Annotated in this window: 11 protein-coding genes; 1 reads left to right on the forward strand and 10 read right to left on the reverse strand. The window is 71.9% G+C overall.

The genetic code is table 11. From position 1 onward, the window contains the following. Nucleotides 1-279 precede the first annotated feature (279 nt). From AB0B91_RS31330 to AB0B91_RS31375, 10 genes are all read right to left on the reverse strand, one after another. A complete protein-coding gene (locus AB0B91_RS31330; protein WP_358327167.1) occupies nucleotides 280-2076 on the reverse strand; it encodes a hypothetical protein in 1797 nt (598 codons plus the stop codon). Further along, the gene (locus AB0B91_RS31335; protein WP_358327169.1) at nucleotides 2069-7294 is read right to left on the reverse strand and encodes a hypothetical protein; all 5226 of its coding nucleotides are present in this window, start codon (nucleotides 7292-7294) and stop codon (nucleotides 2069-2071) included. The genes AB0B91_RS31330 and AB0B91_RS31335 overlap by 8 nt, the downstream gene beginning before the upstream one ends. Then, on the reverse strand, nucleotides 7291-10374 hold the full coding sequence (locus tag AB0B91_RS31340; protein ID WP_358327171.1) for a hypothetical protein: 3084 nt from the start codon (nucleotides 10372-10374) through the stop codon (nucleotides 7291-7293). The genes AB0B91_RS31335 and AB0B91_RS31340 overlap by 4 nt, the downstream gene beginning before the upstream one ends. After that, nucleotides 10371-11555 carry a kelch repeat-containing protein gene (locus AB0B91_RS31345; RefSeq protein WP_358327173.1) on the reverse strand — a complete coding sequence of 395 codons (1185 nt, stop codon included), beginning with the start codon at nucleotides 11553-11555 and terminating at the stop codon, nucleotides 10371-10373. Before AB0B91_RS31345 ends, AB0B91_RS31340 begins: the two co-directional genes overlap by 4 nt. Next, a complete protein-coding gene (locus AB0B91_RS31350; protein WP_358327175.1) occupies nucleotides 11552-16147 on the reverse strand; it encodes a DUF6603 domain-containing protein in 4596 nt (1531 codons plus the stop codon). The genes AB0B91_RS31345 and AB0B91_RS31350 overlap by 4 nt, the downstream gene beginning before the upstream one ends. Before the next feature lie 17 nt (nucleotides 16148-16164). Further along, complete coding sequence (locus AB0B91_RS31355) at nucleotides 16165-18138, reverse strand: S8 family serine peptidase (protein ID WP_358327177.1); 1974 nt, start codon at nucleotides 18136-18138, stop codon at nucleotides 16165-16167. After that, nucleotides 18135-20075 (reverse strand): S8 family serine peptidase, encoded by a 1941-nt coding sequence (locus AB0B91_RS31360; protein ID WP_358327179.1) that lies wholly within the window; start codon nucleotides 20073-20075, stop codon nucleotides 18135-18137. The genes AB0B91_RS31355 and AB0B91_RS31360 overlap by 4 nt, the downstream gene beginning before the upstream one ends. Further along, a complete protein-coding gene (locus tag AB0B91_RS31365) occupies nucleotides 20072-22111 on the reverse strand; it encodes a S8 family serine peptidase (protein WP_358327181.1) in 2040 nt (679 codons plus the stop codon). Before AB0B91_RS31365 ends, AB0B91_RS31360 begins: the two co-directional genes overlap by 4 nt. A 497-nt stretch (nucleotides 22112-22608) precedes the next feature. Next, nucleotides 22609-23748: an NACHT domain-containing protein gene (locus AB0B91_RS31370; protein ID WP_358327183.1), complete on the reverse strand. Its 1140-nt coding sequence runs from the start codon at nucleotides 23746-23748 to the stop codon at nucleotides 22609-22611. Then, nucleotides 23745-23948 carry a hypothetical protein gene (locus AB0B91_RS31375; RefSeq protein WP_358327185.1) on the reverse strand — a complete coding sequence of 68 codons (204 nt, stop codon included), beginning with the start codon at nucleotides 23946-23948 and terminating at the stop codon, nucleotides 23745-23747. The genes AB0B91_RS31370 and AB0B91_RS31375 overlap by 4 nt, the downstream gene beginning before the upstream one ends. Before the next feature lie 350 nt (nucleotides 23949-24298). On the opposite strand from AB0B91_RS31375, the gene AB0B91_RS31380 reads away from it, so the two are divergent. Next, nucleotides 24299-25636 carry a hypothetical protein gene (locus tag AB0B91_RS31380; protein WP_358327187.1) on the forward strand — a complete coding sequence of 446 codons (1338 nt, stop codon included), beginning with the start codon at nucleotides 24299-24301 and terminating at the stop codon, nucleotides 25634-25636. The last annotated feature ends 257 nt before the right edge of the window (nucleotides 25637-25893 follow it).

Below are 25893 nucleotides of genomic sequence, written 5' to 3' on the forward strand. Positions count from 1 at the left end.
CCCGATGTCCCGCCGTTCGCTCAGGAGGCGAGTTCGCGCTCCTCGGCCAGAAGGAGCGCGACATCGATGATCATGCCCTGCTGACCGAGACGCTCAGCGGTAAGCGACTGCTCGACCACCCAGACTTCCCCGCGATCTACTACACCGAAGCGCTCATCGGAGCGGAGGCCCTGGAGTACTTCCGCGGCCTCGGTGGCGACGTCGAATGGGCGTCGGGCCGGGTTTCCCGGGAAACGTCGCGGAACGGCTTGGCGGCGCGACTGTCCTGCGGCCCGTACGTCACTGGGGCGCTGTGTCGGTCAGCAGGTCGAAGGCCAGCCCGCTGGAGCGCCCGCCGCGGCCGGTGTCCCGCCGCACGGTGAGCCAGACGATCACCTGGCCGGTCCGGGTGCGGGTGCGGTTGTACGCGGCGGTCAGGCGGGTGCCCGTGAGAGGGACCTCCTCCTCGTTGATGAAGTACCTGTTCCCGGCGTCGAACCCCTCGCGGAGCAGGGCAGTCCTGGCCGGTACGGGACTGCCGTCCACCTCGCTGGGCATCGTGGCGCGCTGCAGTTGCACGCTGCGGCTGTCGCCGGGGACGTGGACCGGGATGAACGGGATCCAGTGCTCCGGGACCGAGCTCATCACCCGGTACGCGACGGCCGCCCGAGGGTCGTCGGGCCGCGTCGGCGGGCGCAGCCGGCGGCGGAAGGCGAGGGTCTCGGCGGCGGCCTCCGCGCCGGGGCGCGGGTCGCCGGTGGGCATGCGGACGGTCTGCTCGATGCCCCACACCATATTGGCGTTCTCGTCCCGGGCCAGCAGGACCTCTTCCAGCGCCGGGCCGTCGGCCACCTTCGGCGTTCCGGGCGGCAGCAGGAGGCCGGGCGCGTCGCCGTGGACGTACATCGACCATTGCTGCCAGTCGTGCGCGGCCCCAGCGCCCGCGGGCGTGATCCAGCGGCGCGCGCCGAACACGTCGGTCACCGCGAGCCCCTGTATGGCCGCGAACGTGCCGGTCGGCACGTCGCACGGCAGGATGTACCAGTCGTTGCTGTAGACCAGCGCGAACTCGAGGAAGATCAGCCGGGCCAGGTCGGTGCTGTCGGGGGTGACGGCGGCGAAGTTCGTACGGCCGTCCTCGACCGCCCACCAGCGTGGTAGCGGCATGCCGGTGAACCGGGCGGGCGTGGGGAACACGGTGCGGTTCAGCGCGGCCGGAGTGGCACCGGCGCCGCCGAGCGTGTCGTTGTGGGCCGTCGAGAACGCGTGCCAGTCCAGCTCGCCGCCCGGGTACTCGGGCGCGGACAGCACCGCCTCGCCGCCGGGCCCGGCCGCGGCGACCGAGAAGCGGTGCTCCAGCCGTCGCGGGTCCCAGGGGCTGACCGCGCCCGGCTGGTCGATGAGCTGGTCGAACCAGGCGATCAGGCGGGGGCCGAGGGCATTGAGCGCGTCGCGGTCCTGCCGGCGCAGCCCGGTGATCCCGTCGGCGGCCGTTCCGCCACCCTTGACGTGCTGGTACAGCAGGTAGCCGTCCATCCGGCGGCCGGCCACCGCCTGCGTGCCCGCCCAGACCTCCGGGTGCGCCACGCGCTGGGCGTCGGCCTCGGCGCCCGGGTCGGGGAGGGTGATGCGGTAGCGGGCGACGTACTGTTCGGCGACCTCGCGGTTGTGCTGGAGCGAGGCCCGCGCCACGAGCTTCAGCCAGCGGCGGCCCAGCGACAGCCGCAGGTCGAACGAGATCGGCTCGGCCCCGAACGCGAACGGCAGCGGCCGCCGCTCCACCACCGTCTCCAAGGGACGCCCGGCGGGTAACGCGCCCGGCGGGCTCACCGGGTCGGTGTCGGGGCGGAAGCGGGTCAACGGGCTGGCCACGACCGAGTACGTGGCCGTCACCGGCGAGCCGCCGTCGGTGGCGCGGAACTCGCCGAGCTGCCACTGCCGCGCCAGCAGCCACAGCGGGTCACGGACCTCGGCACACAGCGCCCTGCCGAAGTCGGTGGTACGGGGACGCCCCTCCAGGCGGTTCCACAGGCCCACCGTCGGGAAGTCCCGATGGGCCAGCGCCGCGGGGAGGTCGGCGATGCGGGGCTCACTCATGGTCGGCCTTCCATCGTGTGTTGGCGACGGCGAGATCGGTGCTGATGGTGATGGGCTGACGGGTCGCGGACAGGAGGGTCGCGGGCAGCAGCTGGGCGTACCCGGTGCCGTCGAGCTGCGAGGGCTCCACCAGCCGCGTACGCGCCAGGTCGAACGTCTCGGTGACCGCCGCGACGAGGTCCTCGGCCCGCCACGACCCGGTGGTCACGGGCGGCACGACCAGCAGCATGCTCTGCGGCGGCTCGGAGTCGGGGCTGTCGGCGTGCACGGCGATGCCGGTCGTCTCCCGGTCGGTGGGCAGCACCTCGGTCCACTCGTCGAACAGCAGGCCGCTGGCGGGCCCGGATCCGCCGGGCGGGTCGTCGGCGTAGTGCGCGGTGAACAGCAGCCGGTCCTGGTCGATCGTGGCGCCCGAAGCGAGCTCCATGGCCAGCCAGTGGTCGCCGTTCGCGAAGGGCAACTGGATCGGCCGCAGCCGCGGCTCCCGGTCCTCGATGTCCTCGAGGTCGTCGTTCCTGAGCGCGTCGCTGAGCAGCGTCACCCGCTCCCACAACCGCGGCATCTCCCGTACGCGGGCCAGGCCGTGCAGCCAGTCGTCGACGGGGAAGTCCCGGGAGATCGGCGCCCGGGTGAGGTGCCTGACCAGGTCGTCGCTGTCGTCGAACGCGTCATGCAGGTCGTCGCCGAGATCCTTCGGCAGCGTGTACTCCGGTACGACCAGCGCGTCCGGGCCGAGCAGCGCCCGCAGCGCCTCGATGGTCGCCTTCGCGCGGTCGGGCGCGGTGACGGCGTTGTCGGCGCTGGTCAGCGCGGCGGTGGCGGCGGCGAGGCGGGCGGTGATCTCCTCGCGCAGCGCCCGCGTCCTGGACAGCAGCTCCGCGCCGAACGCGACGACCTTGTCCAGCACCGGGGTCAGGTCCAGCCCGGCCGGGTCGAGTCCGGTCAGCGGCAGCAGGTCGCCGACCTGCTCCAGCAGCCCGCTCAGCTTCGTACGGCCGGTCCTGGCGACGTCCTCCAGATCGTCCTGGCGCCGGGCGAAGATGTCGCGCTGGCGCCCGATGGCGCTGCGGAACCGGTCGGGCCGGTCCGGCGGGTCGGGGTCGGGCGCGGTCGTGAGCAGCGGCTCCACCTCGTGCAACCTGCGGAAACGCTCGTCGTCCGGGGTGCGCCGAGGCAGCGCGTCGTAGGCGGCCAGCAGCGCGTCCGCCTTCGCGAGCGTGCGTCCCATCCGGGCCGCCGTCACGGCGACGGCCGCCAGCACCTCGGAGAACACGCCGCGCCGCCAGGCGATCACCTCGCCCCAGCCGCTGCGCACCATGCCGAACCCCGCCGCGGTGGTGACCAGCCGGGCGTAGCGGGTCAGCAGCGTGTCGATGTCCTCCACGATGTCGTCGCGCCGCGGCTGCGCGGGGGCGGGCGGGTACAGCCGGACGAGGTCGCGTTGCAGGTCGTCCACGTCGTCGCCGAGGTCGTCGAGCGACTCGCGGACCGCGACCGGGCGCTGCCTGGGCACCGACACGGCGTCGTCCAGCGTACGGTCGAGCGTGACGGGACCGGAGGCGGGCACCAGGTCGGTCGGCTTGAGCGGCCGGCCCGTGGTCAGCAGCGTGCGCAGCGCGGTGATCAGCGGCGACAGCTCGAAGAAGGTGACCTTGCCGTTGACGCGGTCGGTGTAGCGGATGGTGAGCTCGGCGTCCGGCCGCGGGTCCTCCCTGTTCACGACGACGCCGATGATCCGGTCGTCCAGGTCGGTCATCGCCGCCTGGTCGGTCGGCCGCACCGTCCACAGCAGGTCGATCGGCGCGAGGTCGACGTCGTCCTGGGTGACCACGCTCTCGTGAGCATGGCCGTTGACCGGGTCGCTCCAGGTGACGCGCGCGGCGACGGATTCGTCCCGCGGCAGCAGGCTCGGCAGCCAGTCGTCCACGGCCGGTTCCGCCTGCGCGCGGGGAGTGTCGCCGTTCCCGGGGTGTAGTCCGGCCTTCAGCCGCAGCCCGAACCGGTGGGTGAGCGTGGTGCCGCTGCGCGGCGACCTGACCACCTCGGGCTCGGGTGGCAGCCCTTCCTTGGCGTAGGCGTCGAGGGTCGCGGAGGCGCGCTCGGGGTTGCCGCCCAGCGCCTGGTGTGTGGCCTCGGCGACGGCGAGGTCGGCGACCGCGTCGTTGGCTGCCAGCAGCCGGTCGGCCTCCTCGCTGATCGCCTTGGTCTGATCGGGGTTCGCCTCCGGCAGACCCTTGAGACCGAACGGGTACGTGCGCGACGCGCCGCTCCTGGTCAGATGGCGGGCCAGGGCCAGGCCGTCGATCACGTTGCGCGCCTCGACCTGCCCGATCTCGTTAGGCTTGTCCTGATCTGCGGCTACGGACTGCGGGATCTTGCCCGACCGCAGCGGGAAGGCCAGCCTGAGCCCCCCGATGAACTTGTCCACCTCGGCCTGGCCGCTCCGGTCGTGCAGGCCACGCTCGAACCGGTAACCCAGCATCGCGCCCAGCGACTGGCCGCGCCGCATCCCGTCGAGGATCGACAGTGCGAGCCTGACCCGGTCCGCGCCGAGGTTGACCGCGAAGGGGCCTGGGCTCTGCCGGTCGGCGTTGGCGACGTACCCGGCTCGCAGGACGGCCGCCGTACGGGCGTGGCCGGGCGACGGCGCGTGCACGAAGCCCTCGTTCTCCGGGTCGTGCAGCAGCGGCTGGGCTCCGGCGAACACCGTCGCCAGCGGGCCGGTGAGGGGGACGGGTTCCAGCCGGTCGATGGCATGCGGCCGTACGTTCTCCAGGTAGCCGTACGCCCCCAGGTGCAGGCCGGGCCGTACGGTGCCATCGGGCGCGAACCGCAGTTCGGCGAGCCGTTCGGTGGCCAGGCCCAGCCGCCACGCGTCCAACCGGTACGTGGCCAGGTCGAGGTGCTCGGCCAGCAGCCGTTCCAGGCGGGCGGTCGGCAGGGTGGCCAGGACGTCCAGCGCGCGGGCCTGGTCGGCGAGCGCCGCCGTCGGGCCCGGCTGGTCCGGCGCCTGCTTGCTCAGCGCCGACGGGATGAAGTTGACCAGCAGTTGATCAGGGCTGCCCGTGACCAGCGGGGCGGGCGAGTACAGCAGCCTGAAGCGGCTCTCGCTGGTGGCGTCCTCACCGGGCACGGGCAGGTGCACGTGGATGAACGGCGGATCGACAGGCGGCCCGGCCGGCTGGCCGGCCGCGGTGGTGAGCGCGCGGGCCGCCTCGTCCCAGCCGAGCAGGATCGCGTGCCGCAGCAGCAGGTACAGCAGCGTCGCCGGACGCTGCCCCTCCGCGAAGCCCGACTCCAGCCGGATGCCGTTCAGGCTGGTACGCGCCAGCGCGGCCAGCCACGTCAGATAGTCGCGCCCGTCGGTGGTGTACGGCCGGATGCGGGCGCTCTCCGACAGCGGCCGGTCGTCCACCAGCGGCGCCAGCATCGGCTGGTGGAAGTCGGTGAACAGCCGTCGCAGCAGGTCCGGGTCGCGGCCGGGGCCGGTGTCCGCGCCGAAGCGGCTGAGCAGGGCGCGCACGGGGGCGGCCAGCCCCAGCTGCTCCACCGTGGACACGACGGTGGCGCCGAGCCCGGCGAGGTTCTCCCGGTTGAACAGGTCCTCGAGGCTCTGCGCGTACCGCTGGTGGTACTCGGCCGACGTCGGGTGCAGCGCGACCAGGTCGAGCAGTTGCTGGTGCGCGTCGCTCGCACCGTCGCCCATGTGCGGCACGTGAGCGGCGGCGGCAGCCCAGTCCTTGCCCGCCTCGGTGAGGACCCGGTTGAGTGCCCGCCGGTGCCCCGCGGAGTCCGGGAAGGCGAGCCGGGAGAAGGCGGTGGTGGGCAGGATCCCGTACGGCTGCCGCCCGATCTTCACCACGGGCAGCGGGCCACGGCCGGAGACGTACTTCTGGAAGAAGTCGCGGGTCTTGGCGACGGCGTCCGGGCCGAGCAGCGGGTGCAGCGCCGTCTGCAGGAAGGAGCCCCACGTCGCCGGCCACAGCGCGGTGTTGGCCGCGCGGGCGTCGCGCTGGTCCGTTCCGTCCGCGTTCGGCATGCCGGACAGGACGCCGGGGTCGATGCCGAGCAGGTCGGTGAGCTGCCTGCCGTCGGTCCTCGTCGTCCAGTCCTGCGCCGCCGCGGCGGCGATCCCCAGGGAGGAACGCAGCGCGGCGGCGGCCGCGTCCTCCTCGTCCTGACCGGCCGGCCGGACCTCGGAGTTGTTGGTCGGCGTGCCCTGCGGCAGCAGGGCGAACCCGTCTGGGCCGCGCAGATGGCGCTTGATCAGCTCGGTGAGGTCGGCGGCCGTCTTCGTGGGCGCCGCCTGCTCGCGCAGGCCCAGCACGACGAGCCGTTCCACTCCCCCGCGGATCTCGTCGGTGAGCGGGATCCGCACGCCCATGCCGACGGCCACGGCCCGGTCGAAGTCGACGAGCCAGCGCTGCGCGTCCGGCACGTGCAGGACGCCGGTCTGCTCGTTGACGGAGATCTGGTCGCCGGAGCCCGGGTCCGGGCTCACCGCGAGCGTGGCCGGCACCGTGGCGCCGGTCACCGACACCACCTGGCGGGTGCCGTTGAACCCGAGCACCTGGAACCGGTCGGGCAGCAGGCCGGCCTTGGCGCCCTGCGTCCAGGCGTCCGTCGCCGTCGTACCGGGGTCGGGCGGCTTCATCACCAGGAACGCGACGATCACGTTGTCGGTCGGGCTCGTCAGCGCGCCGTCCAGCCCGAACGGCCGGTTGGCGCGGATGGTGTTGGCCCTGGCGGTTCCGACTGAGGCGACCAGCGCGGCGTCGGCCTGGCGCAACCGCAGCCGGTCGCCGTGCGCCCGCCACACCGCGCTCCAATAGACGATCGACGGCTGCCGGTTGTTGGCGGCCGGAGCCGCGGCGGACCGGATGACCAGCACCACAGCGTCGTCGGCCGCCCCGGCCGGCTCCTCGGCCGGGTTCGCCGGGGTACGGCCGCGCAGCAGCCACGCCGCGCGGCCCGGCGGTATCCGGGTGGCCAGCTCCTGCCAGGCGGCCTGAAGCCGCGCGGCCCGGCCGCCGGCCGCCCAGCGGGCCGTCCAGTACGCGTCGATCGCGGTGATCTCGGCGTCGGTGGGCTTGGACTCGAACTTGTCCACGGCCCATTCGTCCGGAAAGATCCGGACCAGCAGTTCCGTGGCGGTGAAGCGGGTCTCGACCCGCACCGGCGCGAGCAGAACCGGGAACGCGTCGCTGAGCGCGGTCATCGGGGCACCATTTCCTGAGCGTGGACGGCGACCATCACGGGCACCTGGAGGAGGATGTAGGCGAGATCGGCCGAACCCAGGCCGCTGAACCACAGCGGCAGGTTCTCGTCCTCGTCGTGCTGGTCGAGCTTGCCCGCGTCGTCGGATCCGTCCAGCCCGGCAAGCGGCACGGTGACGGCGGGGTCGAGCGTGAGAAACCCGCGTCCTGCGGGGTCGACGTCGCTCCAGGTCAGGTCGTTCCAGACCTCGATGGGCCCGGCGGGCGCGCCGAGGTCCCGGTCGTCCAGGCCGAAGCGGGGGTCGCCCGGACGTTCCTTCAGCACGAAGAACCAGCCGGGGTCGTCAGGACCGCCGATCGCCTGGTCGGCGGTGAGGCCGAACCCGATCAGGTAGATGTCCGGGTCCACGGTGGCCTCGAAGCGGGGAAGCTGGATCTGCTCGGTCGTCGGCTGACCGATGATCGTGACCAGGCGGCGCTGCTGCGACTTGTCGGACAGGCCGTCAGGGCCGGGCGGCCATTCGGCCCGGTGCGCGTAGATGGCGGTGGTCGGGTACTTCTTGAGCAGTTCGCCCCTGACAGTCAGGACGATCCCGTCGTGCGGGTTGGAGTTCTCCCCGAGCCTGGCCGTCAGCGGCCAGCGGTGCATCGGCGGGATGTCGTAGTCGCGCTCCCGGCGGTCCGCGGGCGACACCCCGGGCTCCGGCAGGGCGGTGAGGGGATCCCAGAACTGGCGGAACGGGGTGCCGCGCTGGTCGGTCGGGAACTCCCGCCACAGCATCTCGCGGGCCATCTCGTGGTTGAGCCCCGCCATGTACGACTCGATGAACTCGTGGTTGTTGTCCAGGAGCGTCAGCGTGTTCTGCGGCAGCAGGTTCAGGTTCGGCACGAACGCGTCGAGCGAGCTGCCGAGCAGCGCCCGGAACATCGGCGTGTCGAACACCGGGTACGCCATGGCCTCGGTGAACGCCTCCGCGAACGGCCGCAGGCGCTCCGGGAGGCTGACGGAGCCGTCCAGCAGCGCGCGCGGCACGGTCGTGTCCGAGCGCAGGCCGGTGAGCGTGGCCGTCGTGGTGGTGGTCAGGTCGAGCGCGTTCGGCGGCGGGGTCTGGCCGACCGCCACACCGGCGTCGATCGCCTGGTGCAGCTCGCGCAGCGCGGTCTTGAACCGGGTCGCCTCGGCGCTGTCGGCGGTGCCGGGGTGCGGGGTGACGGGGTCGCCGGGCGTGCGGAGCACGAAGTCGGGGCTGTGCGCGAGGACGTCGACCGGGTCCGTGCCGGGCGGCCGGTCGGGGTGGAGCGCGGCGTTGACGTCGGCCGGGGTGACCAGCGCGCCAGGCGTGATCTTGACGGGCGCGGCGACGACCGGGGTGACCGGGTCGTCCATGCGGAACAGCAGGCCGTCCGCTCGCCGCCCCTCCGGGAAGTCCAGCGAGCGCATCAGCCGCGAGCCGGGGCGGATGATCCGCCGCATGGCGGGCGAGACGGGCGCGGCGGCGACCCGGCTGCCGGCCACGTGGAACCCGACGGCGATCTCACTGTCCTGCCCCGCCACCAGCGAGTTCGCGGCGGTGACGGGGGTGGTGACCCGGGAGTGGGCCGGGGCGGTGAGGGTGAGCGCGCGTCCCGAAGGCGCGGCGGCCGCCGCGGTCCGCGCCGTGCCCGCCGGCAGTTCGAGGTGGCGGGTCTGGAGCGCGTGGCCGACCTCGCGGGCGAGCTGGGCGGCCCGGATCCGGCCGTTGGCCGCCAGCACGTCGCCGACCTGCGCCCAGGCGGCCGCCATCAGCTCCTCGTCGTGGTCCTTCACCACCTGCGCGCCGAGGTTGGCGGCGACGCGGAAGCGCGGGTCCAGGTTCAGCCGGTGTATCCAGTTGTGGCTCTCCTCCGTGGACACCGGTGTGCCGTCCCTGCCGAACAGCAGGCGCGGGGTGAGCGCGTGCCACCGGCCGTACAGGGGCGGGGTGACGATCGGGTCCGGCCCCGACGTGCGGTGCTGGAAGTCGTCGGCCAGGTTGATGCGCCGGGCCAGCTCCTGCTCGAACGGGTGCGGGTAGAGCGGGGACGGCGACGGCGGGTCGGCGAAGTGGTCCCAGTTCTCCCTCGGATCGACGCTCTCCGGCACGCGCAACGCGCCGCCGAGCGGCAGCACGCCGCCCTGGTCGGGGATGCCGGGCAGGTCGAAGCCGGGGCCGGCGTGCACGTCGATCTCCCGGACGCCCACCCGGGCGTCGGCTCGGCGGGGCTGCAACTGGCGTACGAGGAACTCGAAGTCTCCGGCCGTACCGGTGCGGAACGCCCACCGGTGGTAGTACGGCATGCGGTTGCCGACCGGGCGGTTGGCGTACGGCGGGCCCCAGCTCGAGTACACCGCGCCCGGCGCTCCGGCCGGGTCGAAGCCGAGTCCGGCCAGCCGCCCGGTCTCGAAGGCCGGCACCAGGAACGCCTCGTACGCGGTCTCCGGCCGCAGGTGGCGCGGGCAGATCAGCCGCGAGCAGGCGCTGTCCGGGTCGGTGGTCAGCACCGTGTCCAGGGCGGCCAGCGGGCCGGCCGTGCTGTCGGTGACCACCGGCCCGGCCAGCGAGCCGTTCACGTGGACGTGCGCCCAGGCGCCGAGCTGGTCGGCGGGCGGCATCGTACGGCCCGGGTCGACGATGTCGATGGCGGGCAGCGGATCCGTGCCGGGAGCGTCGGCGAACTCGGTGCCGACGGCCAGCACCACCAGGGCGAGCCACGGGGTGAGGCGCGCGGTCGACGGCCCGGACGGCGCGGGGCTGTAGCGCCAGGCGAAGTCCTCCTCCACGAACTCGATGTGCGCAAGGAAGTTCGGCTCCACGTTGGCGGTGCCGGGCCGCGGCTCGGTCCGCGAGATCGCCCGCGGGTCCACGCCGACCACGTCGCCCGGCCCGTACAACTGCACGGGACGCCCGGCGTCGTGGGTGATCGTGCCGCCTTCGAGCCCCTCACCGGAGACGGTGAGCGGGATCTGGACGCTGGCCCGCGCGGCCGTGCCCGGATCCGCCGTGATCCGGGTGTTGATCCCGGCACGCAACCACGGCAGAAAGGTGTAGGCGTTGGCGGTCACGAGGTCTCCCCGAACACCTCGGAGGTCGCGGTGAGCTCGACGGCCGCCGGGTCGGCGGCGGCCAGCCCGGAGCGGGCGACGCCGCCCGCGACCAGCACCCTGTCGTCGGCCAGCACGACCGCCGCGAACGACCAGCGGCCCGTCACCAGGCCCGGCACGGACGCCCACGCGTCACCGGTGACGTCGTAGGCCAGCACGCTGCGGAAGCCGGACTCGTCGCGATCGCCCGACGCGCCGCCCGCCACCATGACCTGGCCGCCGGGCAGCAGGACGGCGCGGTGCAGCGCGCGCCCGGAGGGCATCGCGGTCACCTCCGTCCACTTGCCGGTGTCCAGGTCGTACACCTCGGCCGTGCGCCGGCTGAACGGGTCGTACGGCGCGGTGCCCGGCGAGCCCGGCGCGGTGCCGCCGGTGATGAGCACGCTGGTGTCCGACAGCCGGACCGCGCGGTGGTGCCTGCGTGCGCTGATCAGGCTGCCGGTGGGCGTCCACCTGTCGCGTGCCTGGTCGTACAGCTCGCAGAACGCCAGCGCAGGGTCGTCGGGGGCGCCGACCGGCGCGGCGCCGCCCGCGACCAGGACGATTCCGCCGTGCAGCGGGACGGCCGTGTGGGCGGTGCGCGCGTCGCTCATGGAGCCGGCGGAGCGCCACTTCTCCTTGCCGGGGTCGAACCGCTCGGCCGAGCGCAGGGCGACCGTGCCGCCCGAGGGGCGCGACGCGCTGCCGCCGGCGATCAGGACGCTGCCGTCGTCCAGCAGCGTCGCGCTGTGTCCCCAGCGGGGGGTGATGAGCCCGCCGGTCGGGGTCCAGCGTCCCGTCGCCGGGTTGTACAGCTCGGCGGAGCCCTGTTCGATGCTGCCGTTCAGGCCGCCGACGGCGAGGACGCGGCCGTCGGCCAGGCGGGTGAGCGAGTGCAGCCGCCGTGGCGTGCCCATCGGGTCGGCCCGGTCCCAGGTGTCGTGATCGGTTCCCTGCTTCTTGCCGAACAGGGCCGCGTCGGCGAGCGAGCCGCCCGCCGCGTCGGCGCCGCCGGCCACCAGCACGGTGCCGTCGACGAGCAGCACCGGCCCGTCGTGCTGGCCGTGCCAGGCGGCGGGGGTGGGCAGGTCACCCGCGGTTTTCCAGGTTCCGGCGGGTGGCTCGGTGGCTTTGGGCATGATGGTCATTCCTTCGTTAGTCATGGGATCAGCACCTCGCCGGTGCCTGTGGGGTCGGTGCCGGCCACGCCCGCGGCGGCCAGCACCCGGTCGTCGGGCAGTTCGGCGACGGCGTGGGCGCTACGGCCCAGCAGCAGGCCGCCCAGCGTGCGCCAGGTCCCGGACCGGGGGTCGTAGGAGATGACGGACCGGAAGCCCGCGCTCCGCTCGGGCGCGCCGGTGCCGCCGGTCACCAGCACCTCGCCGGAGCGCAGCGGGATCGCGCGGTGGCCGGAGCGGCCGCCGTCCGGCATCGGCTGCGCCGGGCTCCAGACCTCGCTGACCGGGTCGTACAGCTCGGCGCTCGCGAGGCTGTGCGGGTCCAGCGTGCCGTCGGCGGCCACGACAGGGTCGCCGCCGGTCACCAGCACCCGGTGGTCGGTCAGCAGGACGGCTTGGTGCCCGGCCCGTGCCGTGCCGAGGCTGCCGGTGGTGCTCCACTCGCCGCCGGCCGGGTCGAACACCTCGCAATAGGCCAGCGGCTCGGCGCGGCCCGCGCCGGTGGGGAGCAGGCCGCCGGTGACCAGGACCCGGCCGTCGTCCAGCAGGACCGCCTGGTGGCCGGTGCGGGCGCTGCTGAGCGTTCCCGTGGCGGTCCACGTGGCGGTCGCCGGGTCGTACAGTTCGGCGGACGCGAGCGCGCCGTCCTCCTGCCCGTCCCGCGCGCCACTGCCGCCGGCGACCAGCACCCGGCCGTCGCCCAGCACGGTGGCCGAGTGCCCGTGGCGGGCGACGGCCATGCCGGCAGCCGGGGTCCACCGGCCCGCGGCCGGGTCGAAGAGCTCGGCGGAGGCGAGCGGCGTGTGCCCGCCGCCCTGCCCGCCGCCCTGCCCGCCGCCCTGCCCGCCGCCCTGCCCGCCGCCTTGCCCGCCTGTGACGAGCACGCGGCCGTCGGGCAGGCGCGTGGTGGCGTGCCGCCTGCGCGCGGCCCCGAGCGCGGGTCCGGTGGACCACGAGTCGCCCGCCGGGTCGAACAACTGGGTGACCTGGATGGGCGAGCCGTCGGGGGCGGTGCCCCCGGCGATCAGGACGCGGCCGTTCTGCAGCGGCACGAGGTCCACCTCGGACACCGGTGCCGGCAGCACGCCCGCGGGTGACCACGTGCCGGGCACGCCCGGCGTGACGGCCGCCTCGGCCGCCGGGATCACGTGCAGTTGCCCGGCCAGGTTCGGGTCGATCGTCACGAATCCGGCCAGCGCGTCCTCGGCCGTCGCGCGGCTGCGGAACGTCGAGGGCACCCGGCGCGTGGTCGTGCCCGGGCGGCTCGGGGGGAATGCCTGGCGGTTGCTCTTCACGTACGCGACCACGAACCGCTGCTCGTCGACCCGCACGGTGTCCTCGGCCAGGAACGGCTGCCGCTGCCTGGCCTGCCGGGCCGACAGCCCCGACCGGCTGGTGCTCGAACCGCGCAGCAGCTCGTCGAACACCGGCTCGCTGACGCTGTGGAAGCGCTGTACCGGCGCGCTGGTGGCGGCTGCGAGCGCGACTCCGGCCGGCTGCGCGGCGGCGCTGTCGATGAGGTGCAGCTCGAACCGGACAGCGCGGCGCACGACCCGGGCGGTCGCGAGATTGCCCTGGTCGGAGGTGAGTTCCAGCCCGGCGTCCTGCGTCTCGAACGAGGGCCGCGACAGCTTGGCCGCGTCGGACATCTTCTGGAACTGGGCCATCGCGAACTTCTCGCCGGTGACCGACTTCTCGACGAACCCGCCGTTCTGCGGCGTGGTGAGGGTGAAGCGCCGCCCGTCGGTGATCGGCTGCCCGCCGACCTGGTCCACCCGGACGCCCAGCGGCAGCGCCCGCTGCCGGACGACGAGCGTGCCGAGCGGGTGCAGCACCAGGTCCTCGCCCGCCGGGAGGCTGCGCAGGGAGACCAGCGTACGGACGCCGCCGCCCGGCAGCCGGGTCTCCCAGCTCTCGTTCTTGGCGATCTCCGAGACCAGCAGCGGCAGCCCGAGAACCGTCGGCACGAACAGCGCCAGCTCCTCGCCGAAGGAGAAGTCGAAGTCGGCGGAGATGGAGAAGAACAGGAAGCCGATCGAGCCGCGCCCGTGCACCCGCCACGGGGCCGGGCCCTCCAGCGTGAGGTCCAGGCTGAGGCTGAACACGCCGACGCCGAACGCCTTGAGCGAGACGTGCCCCGAGCTGTGCGCCTTGTAGCGGAACGGGTCGCGGTTGATCAGCCCGTCGAGGGTGAGATGGCCCTCGACCCCGAACGAGCTGAACCCCAGCCGCACCTCGACACCGCCGCCGAACTGCACGGTGTTGGGGGTGAGCGCGAAGTAGCCGGTCACCCGGATGAGCTGCCCGCCCCGGTTGAGCAGGTCCACCGCGAGCCGGGCCGGCGTGGGGAAGGGCAGCGGCGGCGGCCGGAAACCGGGATGGAAGCCGCCGACGGTCACGATCAGCTCGCGGTCGCCGCTCCAGGCCACCAGCAGGCCCATCCCGCCCTCGACGGTCATCCCCACGATGCGCGACTCGACGAGCTTGGCGAAGAACCACAGCCGTCCCTTGTCCCGCTCCAGCGCGCCGAGGAACTGGGCCTGCAGGAGCAGCAGGGGGTCCTCGGGAGAGGGCAGCGCGGCCCGTACGACGCCGAGGATCGCGATGTTGCCCGGCACCTCAATGATCAGGCCGACCGAGGCGGTGATGAGGGGCGGCGTGCCCCACCCGATCTTGGCCATCGGGCCGATGAGGAACGTTCCCTGCTGGGCGGGGAAGAACCGGCCGAGGTCGGACAGGATCCGCGGCGCGTTCGCGACCACGTCCTTCGGGAACGCGACCGACTCGATCGCCCCGGTCCGCACGCCCTCGATGAGCGCCTGCAGGTCCATCCTGCGGTTGAGTCCCAGGAGCCCGCCGACGGCCAGCAACGTGAATCCGGCGCCGAGCTGGATGCCGGAGGGGAACTCCGCGGTGAGCACGATGAGCAGCGAGAAGCCCGGCGAGCCGTCCGGCTGGCGGGTGGTGATGAGCCCGATGCCCTTGACCGCGATGAGGTCGACGATCTCCAGTTCCAGCGCGCCGGCGTACTCGCCGCGGTCGGGGTCGAAGGACAGGAACCCGCCGCCGGACGCGCCGTTCGCGCTGATCTTCAGCCCGACCCCGGTGGGGGGCTTGAAGCCGACGTCGAGATCGAGGGCGCCGTCCTCGCGCGACAGCTTGATCACCGCTCCCATCCTGTCGGCCACGGCCGCGATCGGGCCGAGCTGGGCGCCGACCGTGCCGGACACCTCCAGGGCGACCCCGTCGTCGGTCAGGCGCAGGCCGAGGTGGAGCGAGCGGATCTCCGCCGGGCCGACCTGGAGGTCGACCGGGATGTCGGCCTCGACCCCGCCCGTGCCGCGGAAGCGCAGCCCGGTCGCGCTCGACCAGGACAGTCCCACGTCGGCGTCGAGCTCGATGGAGCCGAACGGCAGGATCGTCCCGAGGAAGCCGTCCGCGTCCGCCAGGTTCAGCACGATCTTGCCGCCCTCGACGGCGGCCTCCAGCACCAGCTCGCCCTCGGCGCGGCCGGCGGCGGCGTTCCAGTCGAGGTCCGCCCCGCCCGTGATGCGCAGGGAGCGCGCCTCGACGCGGGAACTGCCCGCGGTGCCGAGGATGACCAGCGGCGGGCCGCCGGCGGCGGGCGGCGCCTGGACGCCGAACCGCACCGAGCCGCGCACCTCTCCGGACGGCGGCACGATCCGCAGGCCGGCGGGCGGCAGCAGCTCGACGGCCGCCCCGGCCTCCATCGCCGCGTCGGCCGTCGCGACCAGCGCCACGGAGTCGTTGACCGGCACGATGAGCTCGAGATGGTCCTTGGCGTCGAGCCGCAGCGTGGCCGCCACGCCGGGGATCTGGTCATCGGTCCTGCCGATGTCCACGCCGGCGACCCGCAGGAACGGCGGCGGCCCCGGCTGCGGGAAGGCGAAGTGCGACACCGTGGTGAGGAAGATCGACAGGCGCTGGAGCAGCAGGTCCCAGTCGAAGTCCGGGCCGCCCCAGCGGTAGAGCTCGGTCAGGGTGGCGACGGGGTCGCGCAGGAAGCCGCTCAGCCGGTCCAGGCGCAGCACCCGGCGCACGTGCGTGGGCGCCGCGGGGGTCGCGGCGATCGGCGTCGACTCCAGGACGCCGATCAGCTCCAGCACGTTCGCCACGATCGGCTTCCTGTCCTGGAGGTAGGTGATCAGCGCGAAGCCGAACAGCCGCTCCGCCAGCTCACCGGCGAACGCCTCCACCTCGGCCCGGTTCGGCCCGGCCGCCGCCGCGGCCGCCCGGATCGCGCCGGCCACCACCCCGACCGCGTCGGCCACGGTCGTGACCAGCTTGCTGATCGCGGCCACGCTCTCCGCGATCCGGTCCGCGTCCTCGGCCTCGATCGCCGCGGCCAGGTCGGACAGCGAGCGGGGCAGCCCGCTCAGCGCCGTGGCCGCGCCTTCCACGGCAGTGCGTACGGGTTGCGCGGCCAGCACGACGCCGGGCGCCGGCAGGCCGATCTCGGCGAACAGCAGCGGGATCTCGTCACCGCGCAGCCGCTGCTCCAGAGGGGCGAACGCCTTGCCCACCTCGAGCATCAGGGATTCGACGGACAATGCCATCGCGGGATACCTCCGGTCTAGATCACGCCGCCGGATATGACCAGCGCGTAACCTTGGGTGTCAAGATTCAGGAACGGGCGGAGCCGGATCATCCACGTACCGATGACGGGGCTCGGCAGGACGACCATCTGGACGTTGTTGGTGATGTCTGGCGGAACGGGCGGGCTGGTCTTGCGCTGCCGGGAGAAGCCGCTGGGCACGTCGAAGTCGTTGCCCGCGTAGAGGTTCCCGGCGGGGTCCTCGACCTCGAACCTGATCGTCTGCACGGTGGGAGTGGTCTGGTTCTCGGACGGCGGCCGGTTCGCCCACACGAAGGTGATCTTCAACGGCTCGTGGGCGTCATGGACGAAGAAGCGGTACGTGCGGTTCTCGGCCATGCGCAGACCGGCTCGGCTCGGGATGTCGATCGCGACCATCGAACGGGTGCTCGCGCCCGCGCCGTCGAAGAAGAGCGTGCGGTCGAGCTGGATGAGCCCCCAGCCCTCGGTGTCGGTCGGGTAGCCGGGATGACCGCTCATGTCGACGGTCGCGTTCAGCAGCACCGCCCTGATCAGCGCTCCTGACGGGCTGGGGATGCGGTTGCCGTCCACCGGCCTGCCCTTGGGGTACCAGCCCTGCGTGAAGTACTGGCGTACGAGGGCGGCCGCGGCCGAGACGTTCGGCGTCGCGAAACTGGTGTGGCACCGGGCCTGGACGGCGGTGTCGCAGTACAGGCCCGTGGACGGTGTGGGCGGCAGGACGGAGGTCCTGATGTCGCAGCCGACGGCCATCAGCTCCGGCTTGCGGCGGCCGTCGAACGACGGCCCGTCCACGCCGCTGCCCCGCGTCATGTGGTCGGGGTGGGCCCTGGCCGCCGCCACGCAGAGCGCGTTGAACGCCACGCTGGGCGAGGCGTTCTTCGGACTCACCCCCGTGTTCTCGCCGGCGACGATGACCACCTGTTCCTCGCGGGCGAGGCAGAACGCGTCCAGGTCGCGGGCGGCGACGTCGTAGCGGATATTGGTGCTCCAGCTCAGGTTGTGGATGGTCGCGCCGGCGCCCCTCCCGTCCTCCAGCAGCTCCTGCAGGCTGCGCGGGCGGCGGTCCTTGTCCGGCGAGGTCTTGTCCGGCGGCGCGAGGATCAGGTTGGCGTCGTGGCCGACGATCTTCGCGGCCCAGGCGCCGCCGCGGTCCTGGTGCTGACCGGAGTTGCCCAGCTCGTCACCGGCCGCGATGCCCGCGACCTTCATGAAGTGGTCGCGGGGCGGGGCCCCTCTCGGGTTGAACAGCTCACGGACCTTGCGATGACCCGGCCCCGGCTTGTTCGGCGCGGCGTCGGCGAAGAAGCAGTGGTTGAGGTCGAGCGTGCCCCGTTCGATGACCTGGATCACCTGCCCCTCGCCGTGCAGGTCGTGCGCCCAGATCGTGCCGCGGGCCGGGTCGCCGGACTGGGTCGTCTGGGCGGAGGGCACGTCCGCGTCGACGATCGCAGGCACCGGTTCGAGCCACGTGACGTCCTCCAGCGCCGCGACCTGGGCGACCTTGGCCGCGTCGTCCAACGTGAGACGCAGCCGCAGCCGCCCGCCGAACGCCCGGCCGTCGACCGTGGCGATGTCGTGCGCACCGATCGTCGTCAGCGCGGCCGTGACGGCGTCGGCGTCCGAGTCGTCGAACAGCACCGCCACCAGGTCGAGCGGCCCGGTCGCCGGGATGTCCGGGGAGAGCTTGGACCCTTGCGGGAACGGGGTGACGGCCCGGACCAGGAAGTCCGCGCGTACCCGGTCGGCCGTGGCGGTGTCCAGTCGTTCGAGGTAGGCCAGATTCGGGATGAACCGGTCCAGGCGCAGCCCGTACGCCGCCTTGAGCCGGGCGATGTCCGGCTCGCTCAGAGACGCCGCGACCTGCACGACCGTCGCCCGCGCCCCGGCCGCCGCGCTCTCTTGTGCGAGCTCTACAGGATCGAACGGCTCCGGCCCCACCAGCAGCCGGAAGTCCTGTCCCTCACTCCTCATCGCACACCCCCCGTGATCACCAGCGCGAAGCCCTGCGGCGCCCGCGTGAGCACGGGGCGGAGCCGGATCGTCCAGGCGCCGGGAGCGGGGTTGTTCACGACGACCATCTGGACGTTGTTGGCGATGTCGGGCGGCGCTTTCGGGGGCGCCGCCAGCTTCCGCGAGACGCCGTTGGGCACGTCGAAGTCGTTGCCCACGTAGAAGCCCCCGGCGGGGTCCTCCACCTCGAACCGGATGGGGTCCGGGGTGAACGGCGCCACCTCGGTCATCGCCTTGCTCGTCCAGACGAAGGTGATCTTCAACTGCTCGCCCGCGTTGTCGACGGTGAAGCCGTACGAGCGGGTCGTGGACGTCCCCAGGGCGGCGGCGCGCCGGACGTCGTGCACGATCAGCTTGCGCGTGCCGTTCTCGAAGAACAGGGCCCGGTCGAGCTGGATGAGCCCCCAGCCCTCGATGTCGCTCGGATAGCCGGGGTGGCCGGTCATGTCGACGGTCGCGTTCAGCAGCACCGCCTTGATCAGCGCGCCTGACGGCTGCTTGACGACCTTGTCCTGCTCGGCCTTGCCGTTCGGGTAGAAGCCCTGCGTGAAGTACTGGCGTACAAGGGCGGCGGCGGCCGACGCGTTCGGCGTCGCGAAGCTGGTGCCGCACGCCTGGAGGGCGGTGTCGCAGTACAGGCCCTGGGGCGGCGCGGGCGGCAGGACGGAGGTCCTGATGCCGCAGCCGACGGCCATCAGGTCCGGCTTGCGGCGGCTGTCGAACGACGGCCCGTCCACGCCGCTGCCCCGCGACATGTGGCCGGGGTGGGCCCTGGCCGCCGCGACGCAGATCGCGTTGAGCGCGATGCCGGGCGGCAGGTTCTTCGCGTTCGGCCGCGTGTTCGGCCCGCCGGCGACCACCACCTGCTCCTCGTGGGCGAAACAGAACGCGTCCACGTCCCGGGCGGTGGACTCGTAGCGGACGGTGATGGCGTTGACCCAACTGAAGTTGTGGATGGTCGCGCCGACGCCCCTCCCGTCCTCCAGGAACTGGTGGACACTGCGGTGATCCGGGCCCAGGTCGCGCAGCGCGGCGCTGTCGTTGCCGACGATCTTCGCGGCCCAGGCGCCGCCGCGGTCCTGGTGCTGGCCGGAGTTGCCGATCTCGTCGCCGGCGAGGATGCCCGCGACCTTCATGAAGTGGCTGTCGAGCGCGGTGTTGGCCCTTTTGAACAGCGCGCGTACCTTGCGATGACCCGGGCCTGGCCTGTTCGGGGCGGTGTCGGCGAAGAAGCAGTGGTTGAGGTCGAGCGTGCCCTCTTCGATGATCTGGATCACCTGCTCCTCGCCGTGCAGGTGCTGATCCCACACGGTGCCCCGGGCCGGGTCGCCGGACTGGAGCGTCTGGGCGGACGGCACGTCCTGGTTCTCGACCGCGGGCGCCGGTTCGAGCCACGTGACGTCGTCCAGCGCCGCGACCTGGGCGAGCCTGGTCGCGTCGTCGAGCCCGAAGACCAGGCGCAGCCTGCCGCCGAACTCGCGGGCGTCGCTCGTCGCGACGTCGTGTGCGCCGATGGCGGTCAGACTCGCCGTGACGGCATCGGCGTCCGAGTCGTCGAACAGCACCGCCACCAGGGTGAGCGGCCCAGTCGCCGGGATGTCGGGCGAGAGCTTGGACGCCTGCGGGAACGGGGTGACCGCCCGGACCAGGAAGTCCGCGCGTACCCGGTCGGCGGTCGCGGTGTCCAGCCGTTCGAGGTAGGCCAGATTCGGGACGAACCGGTCCAGCCGCAGCCCGTACGCCGCCTTGAGCCGGGCGATGTCCGGCTCGCTCAGCGACGCCGCGACCTGCACAACCGTCGCCCGCGCCCCGGCGGTCGCGCTCTCTTGTGCGAGCTCCGCGGGATCGAACGGCTCCGGCCCCACCAGCAGCCGGAAGTCGGGGCTCCGGCCCGTCATAGCTCGTCCACGAGGACGTCACCGGAGACCACGAGCGCGTAGCGCTGTTTCTCCCGGTGCCCGGACTGGCGCAGCCTGATCCTCCAGGTCCCTGGAGTGGGCTGTTGCACGATGACCATCTGGACGTTGTTGATCGCGTCCGGCGGGTTGGCCGGGGCCGTGGCCAGCTTCCGCGAGACCCCGGCGATCCCGTCGAAGTCGTTGCCCATGTAGAAGTTGCCTTGGGAGTCCTCCACCTCGAACCTGATGGCGTCCACCCGGGGATGCGGCATGTTCTGGTCGGACGACGGCCGGTTGACCCACACCAGAGTGATCTTCAGCGGCTCCGTGCCGCTGTTGACGAAGAACTGGGACGTACGCGTCTCGTCCATCCGCAGGCCGGCGCTCTTCGGGACATCCTTGACGATCAGCCTGCGGGTGGAGGAGTCCTTGAAGAACAGCGTCCGGTCGAGCTGGATGATCCCCCAGCCCGTGATGTCGTTCGGGTAGCCGGGATGATCGGTCATGCGGACGGTCGAGTTGAGCAGCACCGCCTTGATCAGCGCTCCTGACGGCTGCTTGATGACCTTGTCCTGGCGCGGTTCGCCGGCCGGGTAGAAGCCCCTCTGGAAGTACTGGCGCACCAGCGCGGCCGCGGCCGACGTGTTCGCCGTCGCGGCGCTGCAGCCGCACGCGATCGTTTCCACGTCGCAGAACGGGCCTTTGGGAGGGGGCGTAGGGATCGTCGAGGTGGTGATGCCGCAGCCGACCGCCATGAGGTCCGGCTTGCGGCGGCCGTCGGGCGTCGGCCCGTTCACCCCGTTTCCCCGCGACATGTGGTCGGGGAAGGCTTTCGTGGCCGCGACGCAGAGCGTGTTGAACGCGATCCCGGGCGGCAGGTTCTCCGGCCCGTCCTCCACGTTCTGGCCGGCCGCGACCAGCAACTGCTCCTCGTGCTCGAAGCTGAACTTGTCCGCGTCCTGGGCGATCACGTCGTAGGCCGCCACCTTGCCGGTCCCCCAGCTCAGGTTGTGGACGCGCGCACCTTCGTCGCTCGCCGCCTTCAGCAGGGTCTCCAGGCTGAAGGCCAGGAAACCCGTACTGATCTTCTCTCGCTTCAGGTCCCCGAGGCTGCGGGTGACGAGCTTGGCGGCCCACGCGCCGCCACGGTTCGGGTGATTGCCGGAGAAGCCGAGCTGGTCACCGGCGATGATGCCGGCCATGAACATGAAGTGCCGGCCGACGACGCCTTCGTTGAATGCCCGGACCACCTTGCGATGGTTCGGACCGGGCTTGTTCGGCGGGTTGTCGGCGAAGAAGCAGTGATCCAGGTCGACGCCGCCCTGGTCGATCATCCCGATCACCTGGTCCTCGCCGTGCATGTTGTGGATCCAGACCGGGCCGCTGGACGGGTCGCCCGACTGGATCACCCGTGCCGCCCCGGCGTCCATGAGGGTGAACTCGGGCTCGGGCTCGATCCAGATGACGTCGTCGATCGCCGCGGCCTGGGCGACCCTGGACGGATCGTCGAGCGTGAGGTGCAACCGCAACCGCCCGCCGCTCTCCCGGTCGTCGGTCGTGGCGATGTCACGCGCGCCGATCGCGGTCAGACTCGCCGTGACGGCGACGGGGTCCGAGTCCTCGAACAGCACCATCGTCAGGTCGAGCGGCCCGGTGGCGGGGATCGTGGGGGCGAGCTTCGACGCCTGCGGGAACGGGATGACCGCCCGGACCAGGAAGTCCGCGCGTACCCGGTCGGCGGTCGCGGTGTCGAGTCGTTCGAGGTAGGCCAGGTTCGGGATGAACTTGTCCAGGCGCAGGCCGTACGACGCCTTGAGGCGGGCGATGTCGGGCTCGCTCAGCAACGCCGCGACCTGCACGACCGTCCCTCGCGCCACGCCCGCCGCGGCGGGGCGCTCGCGTTGGGACGACTCGCTGGGGGGCGGTTCTTGGTGGGACGGTTTTTGGTGGGATGGTTCCGCTTCCGCGGGGTCGAACGGCTCCGGCGCCACCATCAGCCGGAAATCCCGCATCCCGGGAACGGGCTCCCCCGTCATCGCTCATCCCGCTCTCCGGCCGCGGGCTCGATCCGCGAGCCTCGGCCGGACCGGTCTTGGACACGGTCGATCACTGCATCCTCCTTGGAGTGGACGAGCCGGCGCCGACCACGCACCCCGGTGGCCGGCATGAACCCCCCGGCGGCTCCGCGATGGCATAACCCCGAGGCAGAGCCGCCCTACCTAGAAGGGCGTTCCACCGCGTTCCACCGCCCGTTCCAACACCCCGACCTGTCCAGACGGCCCTGCGGGAGAGAGCGCCCAACGCGCACAAATCCCTCAGACGAAACGGCACTTCAACGACGCCAGACCGCCCACGACCGATGTGCCGATGCGGCCCGCCTCGCAGTCCGATCAGCGGATACCGATCACCCCGAGATGTGCCGGGCTCATCCTCGGTGAGGCGTGCCGGGCGGCGGAACAGTATGCCCTGGCCTTGGCGCGCTTCGTGACGCTGTCCATGGCAAAGATCCGTGGCGAGGACCGTGGCCCGGACGTCAGCGGCCCGGAGACGGGTGGGCGCCCAAGGGGCCGGTCAACGACGTGGGGCCGGCTCCAGGGGCCTGGTAGACGGTACGAATCTGCCACAACCCCAGGGGAGTCGCCGCGAGTTGGGTCAGGCCACGCAGGGCGCCGGAACGCAGCGCGGCCAGGACTTTCTCCCACGCGGGCGGCAGGGATCCGGGCAGGCAGGTGGTCAGATAGTGGGCTGCCGCATCGCGCGTGAGGGCCTTGGGCTCGATGACCAGGGCGGCATTGAGCGGCCGGCCATTTTGGGTAATTGCGCTGGTGAACTCGGTGGTGCGGCTGGTGATGATGAGTTGGTCGCGGTGAGTCAGTGAGTCGTTGAGCGCGTTGATGATCTTGGGGCGAGATTGGCCGGGAATTTCGTCCAGGCCGTCCAGGATGGGCAGAACATGCCCGTCTTGCACTAGTGCGGCGGCGCCCCGGACGAGCTGTGGGGCAGCCAGCGCGGGGTAGTCCTGGACTAGGCGCGCCGCAAGCCACTCGTGCAGCCGGGGATAGAGCGTGATGTCCCAGCCGGAAACCGGCAATAGCACCGGCACCGGCGCGCTCGCTTCGGCGTGATCGGCCTGATCGGCTCGTCGTGTGGACAGCAACTGCAGCAGCAGCTGTACCGCCAGGGTGGTCTTGCCCATGCCTGCCGCGCCGGTGATGACCAGCCGTCCTCGTTTCAATGCACGAAAGCGCCTCGCCAATTCGGCGATGTCACTGGTGCCGCCGGTGAAGGTGAAGGTCTCGGGAGCGATCAAATAGGGGTGGCTCATCACGCTCTTGTTCTTGATGAGCTGCCATTGCACCGGGATCGGATCGGGGTCATCCAGCAGACGGTGCCGGGCTTCGGCGCGCCACTGCCGTTCCACGAGCCCGGCCAGTACCCGTGCGGCAGTGTCAATATCGGCTTCGGTCGGCATTGCCTCGGTTGGGGGGCGCCGGCTCCATATCCCGACGGCGCCAATGGTCGTGGCTGCGGCCAATGTTACGGCGGCGACATCAGCAAGATTTACCGCCTCACCCGGTGTGTACGCACGCCATACCGCGACCACCAGCGCAGCGACGGAAATGATGGACAGCGTGGCGAGCAGGATCCGCCAGCCGCGTCCTTGCCCGATCACACCGATATCGTCACTGTTGACGCGCCGCCTGGCAGCACTTGCGCGCCAATTGTGACAATGGCTACCCAGCCCGGCGCCACCAGCACCTGGCCAGCCTCGGCCACGACATCCGCCTGGGCGAAGAAATCTCCGCTCACATCGCTGCCGAGCACGACCCGACCCGATCCCGCCGACGCACCGCCGGCCCTGACGACGAACATGAGAGCGCAGGCGCTCGGCGGGCTGGGGCTGCTGGCCTCGGCGATGCTCTGCCTCGCCGGGACCCTGACCGCATCCACCGAGGTGATGTGGGGGGCCGGCGCACGGGCCGGGGTGGCGGCGACCGCGACGATGTACCGCGACGTCGCGCGGCACGCAGGACGGGGGGCGGGCCGCCGTCGCACTGGCCCTGCTCGGGGTGGTCGCCTCGGCCTGGACGGTCGAGGCGACGCTGCGGATCGCCCGCACCCCATGAGGAGGCTCCTACCCTGTCTCATCCAGACATGTATCAAAGACCCGCGCCGAATCCTCTAGACAGAGGACGACAACGTCCAACGATGGGAGGGGCATCATGCCGAGGATCGGGTTCGAATGGCAGTTCCCACACACCGACCTCAGGTTCTACCACCAAGACGCCGGCTCCTGGCACCCGTGCGGCGATGTCCCTTCCAAAGGAAGGGTCTTCTACAGCGAAAACGCAGGCATCGCGATCGAATCCGACGGGGGCGAGGTCGAGATCATCAGCGATCCCGTAGAGACCTGGGTGGCTCTGCGCCAACAACTTCTGTTCATCGGCGATCTACTGACCCTGATCACGGGCCGAACAGTGGAGATCGAGCGGCTTTCACCAGAGCTCGGGAAATTCTTCGCCGCGGACTCGAATCTGGTAGTGGACAGCGAAAGCAAAAAGCCTGTACGTATGGCCAACCTCCAGCGGGGCGTTCTGTTACCGGTCATGATGAAGCAGGGCGGACGGCTGAAAGTCGGGACCCAAGAGGTTCCGCCGAGCAACAAGCCAGCGCTCACGCTGGGTACCGCGTACGGGAACCTGCTGATTCTCACGCTGCACGATCCGATCGTCCAGTGGAACTTCACCCCCGCTCCCGCAGCACCGGTCGTCTTCCCCCGGGACGACCGTCTGGCCGTCGGCGCCCCCGGCGCCCGCGAGGGGGCAAAGACTCGTGGTGTGGTCCAAGCTACGTTGGATGTCCCGCTTGTGAACTTACCTGCACGGCTGGGGTCGTTCGATGGCGCGATCATCGAACGCGCCGAAGCCTGGTTGAAGGGCATGAACCCGAGCCCGACGCTCTACGCCTTCGTCGTGCTGCTCCACTACAGCATGTGGGTTTTCGCCACGCAGACCCTCACCAGTGACGATGGACCCAAAGCGGGCTTTCCCCTGCTGCCCCGCACGAACCTGCGCTCCCTCTACCGGATGGTCCTGGAAGACCAGGACCGAACGGCCTTCGACGCGAAGGTGAACAACAACCTCACCCCTGATGTCAAGTCCGGCCGGGTCTGCCCCCGGCCGTACAGTCTCGGCAACAAAAGGGACCTGTTCGCCAACCCGCTCACGATCGGCGAATGGCTCGACTCGATCCGTCATGGCGACCCAGGGACGGCGGCCGACCTCGATCAGGACGTGACCGGGATGGGGCCGCGCGGCGGCGACTATGACAAGCTCTCCCCTCCGCTCGGGTATCCCGCGCATACCCCGCACGCGGCTCGGCCCGTTGGGATGTTCACTTATTCCATGGGCAAGATGAACGCCACCAGGGAATCGCCCGCGGTGATCGTCGAATACCGCGATACCCAGGACTTTGGCGGGGGGCAGGACAGCTTGGCATACGAGGCGTTCGCCAATGTCGTCGTGGCAGCGGCCCGGCAGGCCGGTCTTGTGGTTGAGTAGGACCTGGGGCATGACGAGCATTCGAACGAAAAGTCCCATCAGCAGAGCAGAGTTGAGCGGCTTGCCGTGACTTTCGTTCGAATGCGTCTCGCCGGAGGGTTTCCGCAGGTCATGCCCCCATGCAGTCGGGTTGCCTGGACGGCTGCGACGCGGGCGGCGTACACCCGGTGCGCCTTGCGCTCAGCCGGGCCGGCACTGCCGGCAGCGGCCGCACTTTGCTCCAGCACGGCGCGGTGAAGCGCAAGCGGGGCCACCAC

The sequence above is a fragment of the Nonomuraea sp. NPDC049141 genome (assembly GCF_040648415.1).
In the GTDB taxonomy this organism is placed as follows: domain Bacteria; phylum Actinomycetota; class Actinomycetes; order Streptosporangiales; family Streptosporangiaceae; genus Nonomuraea.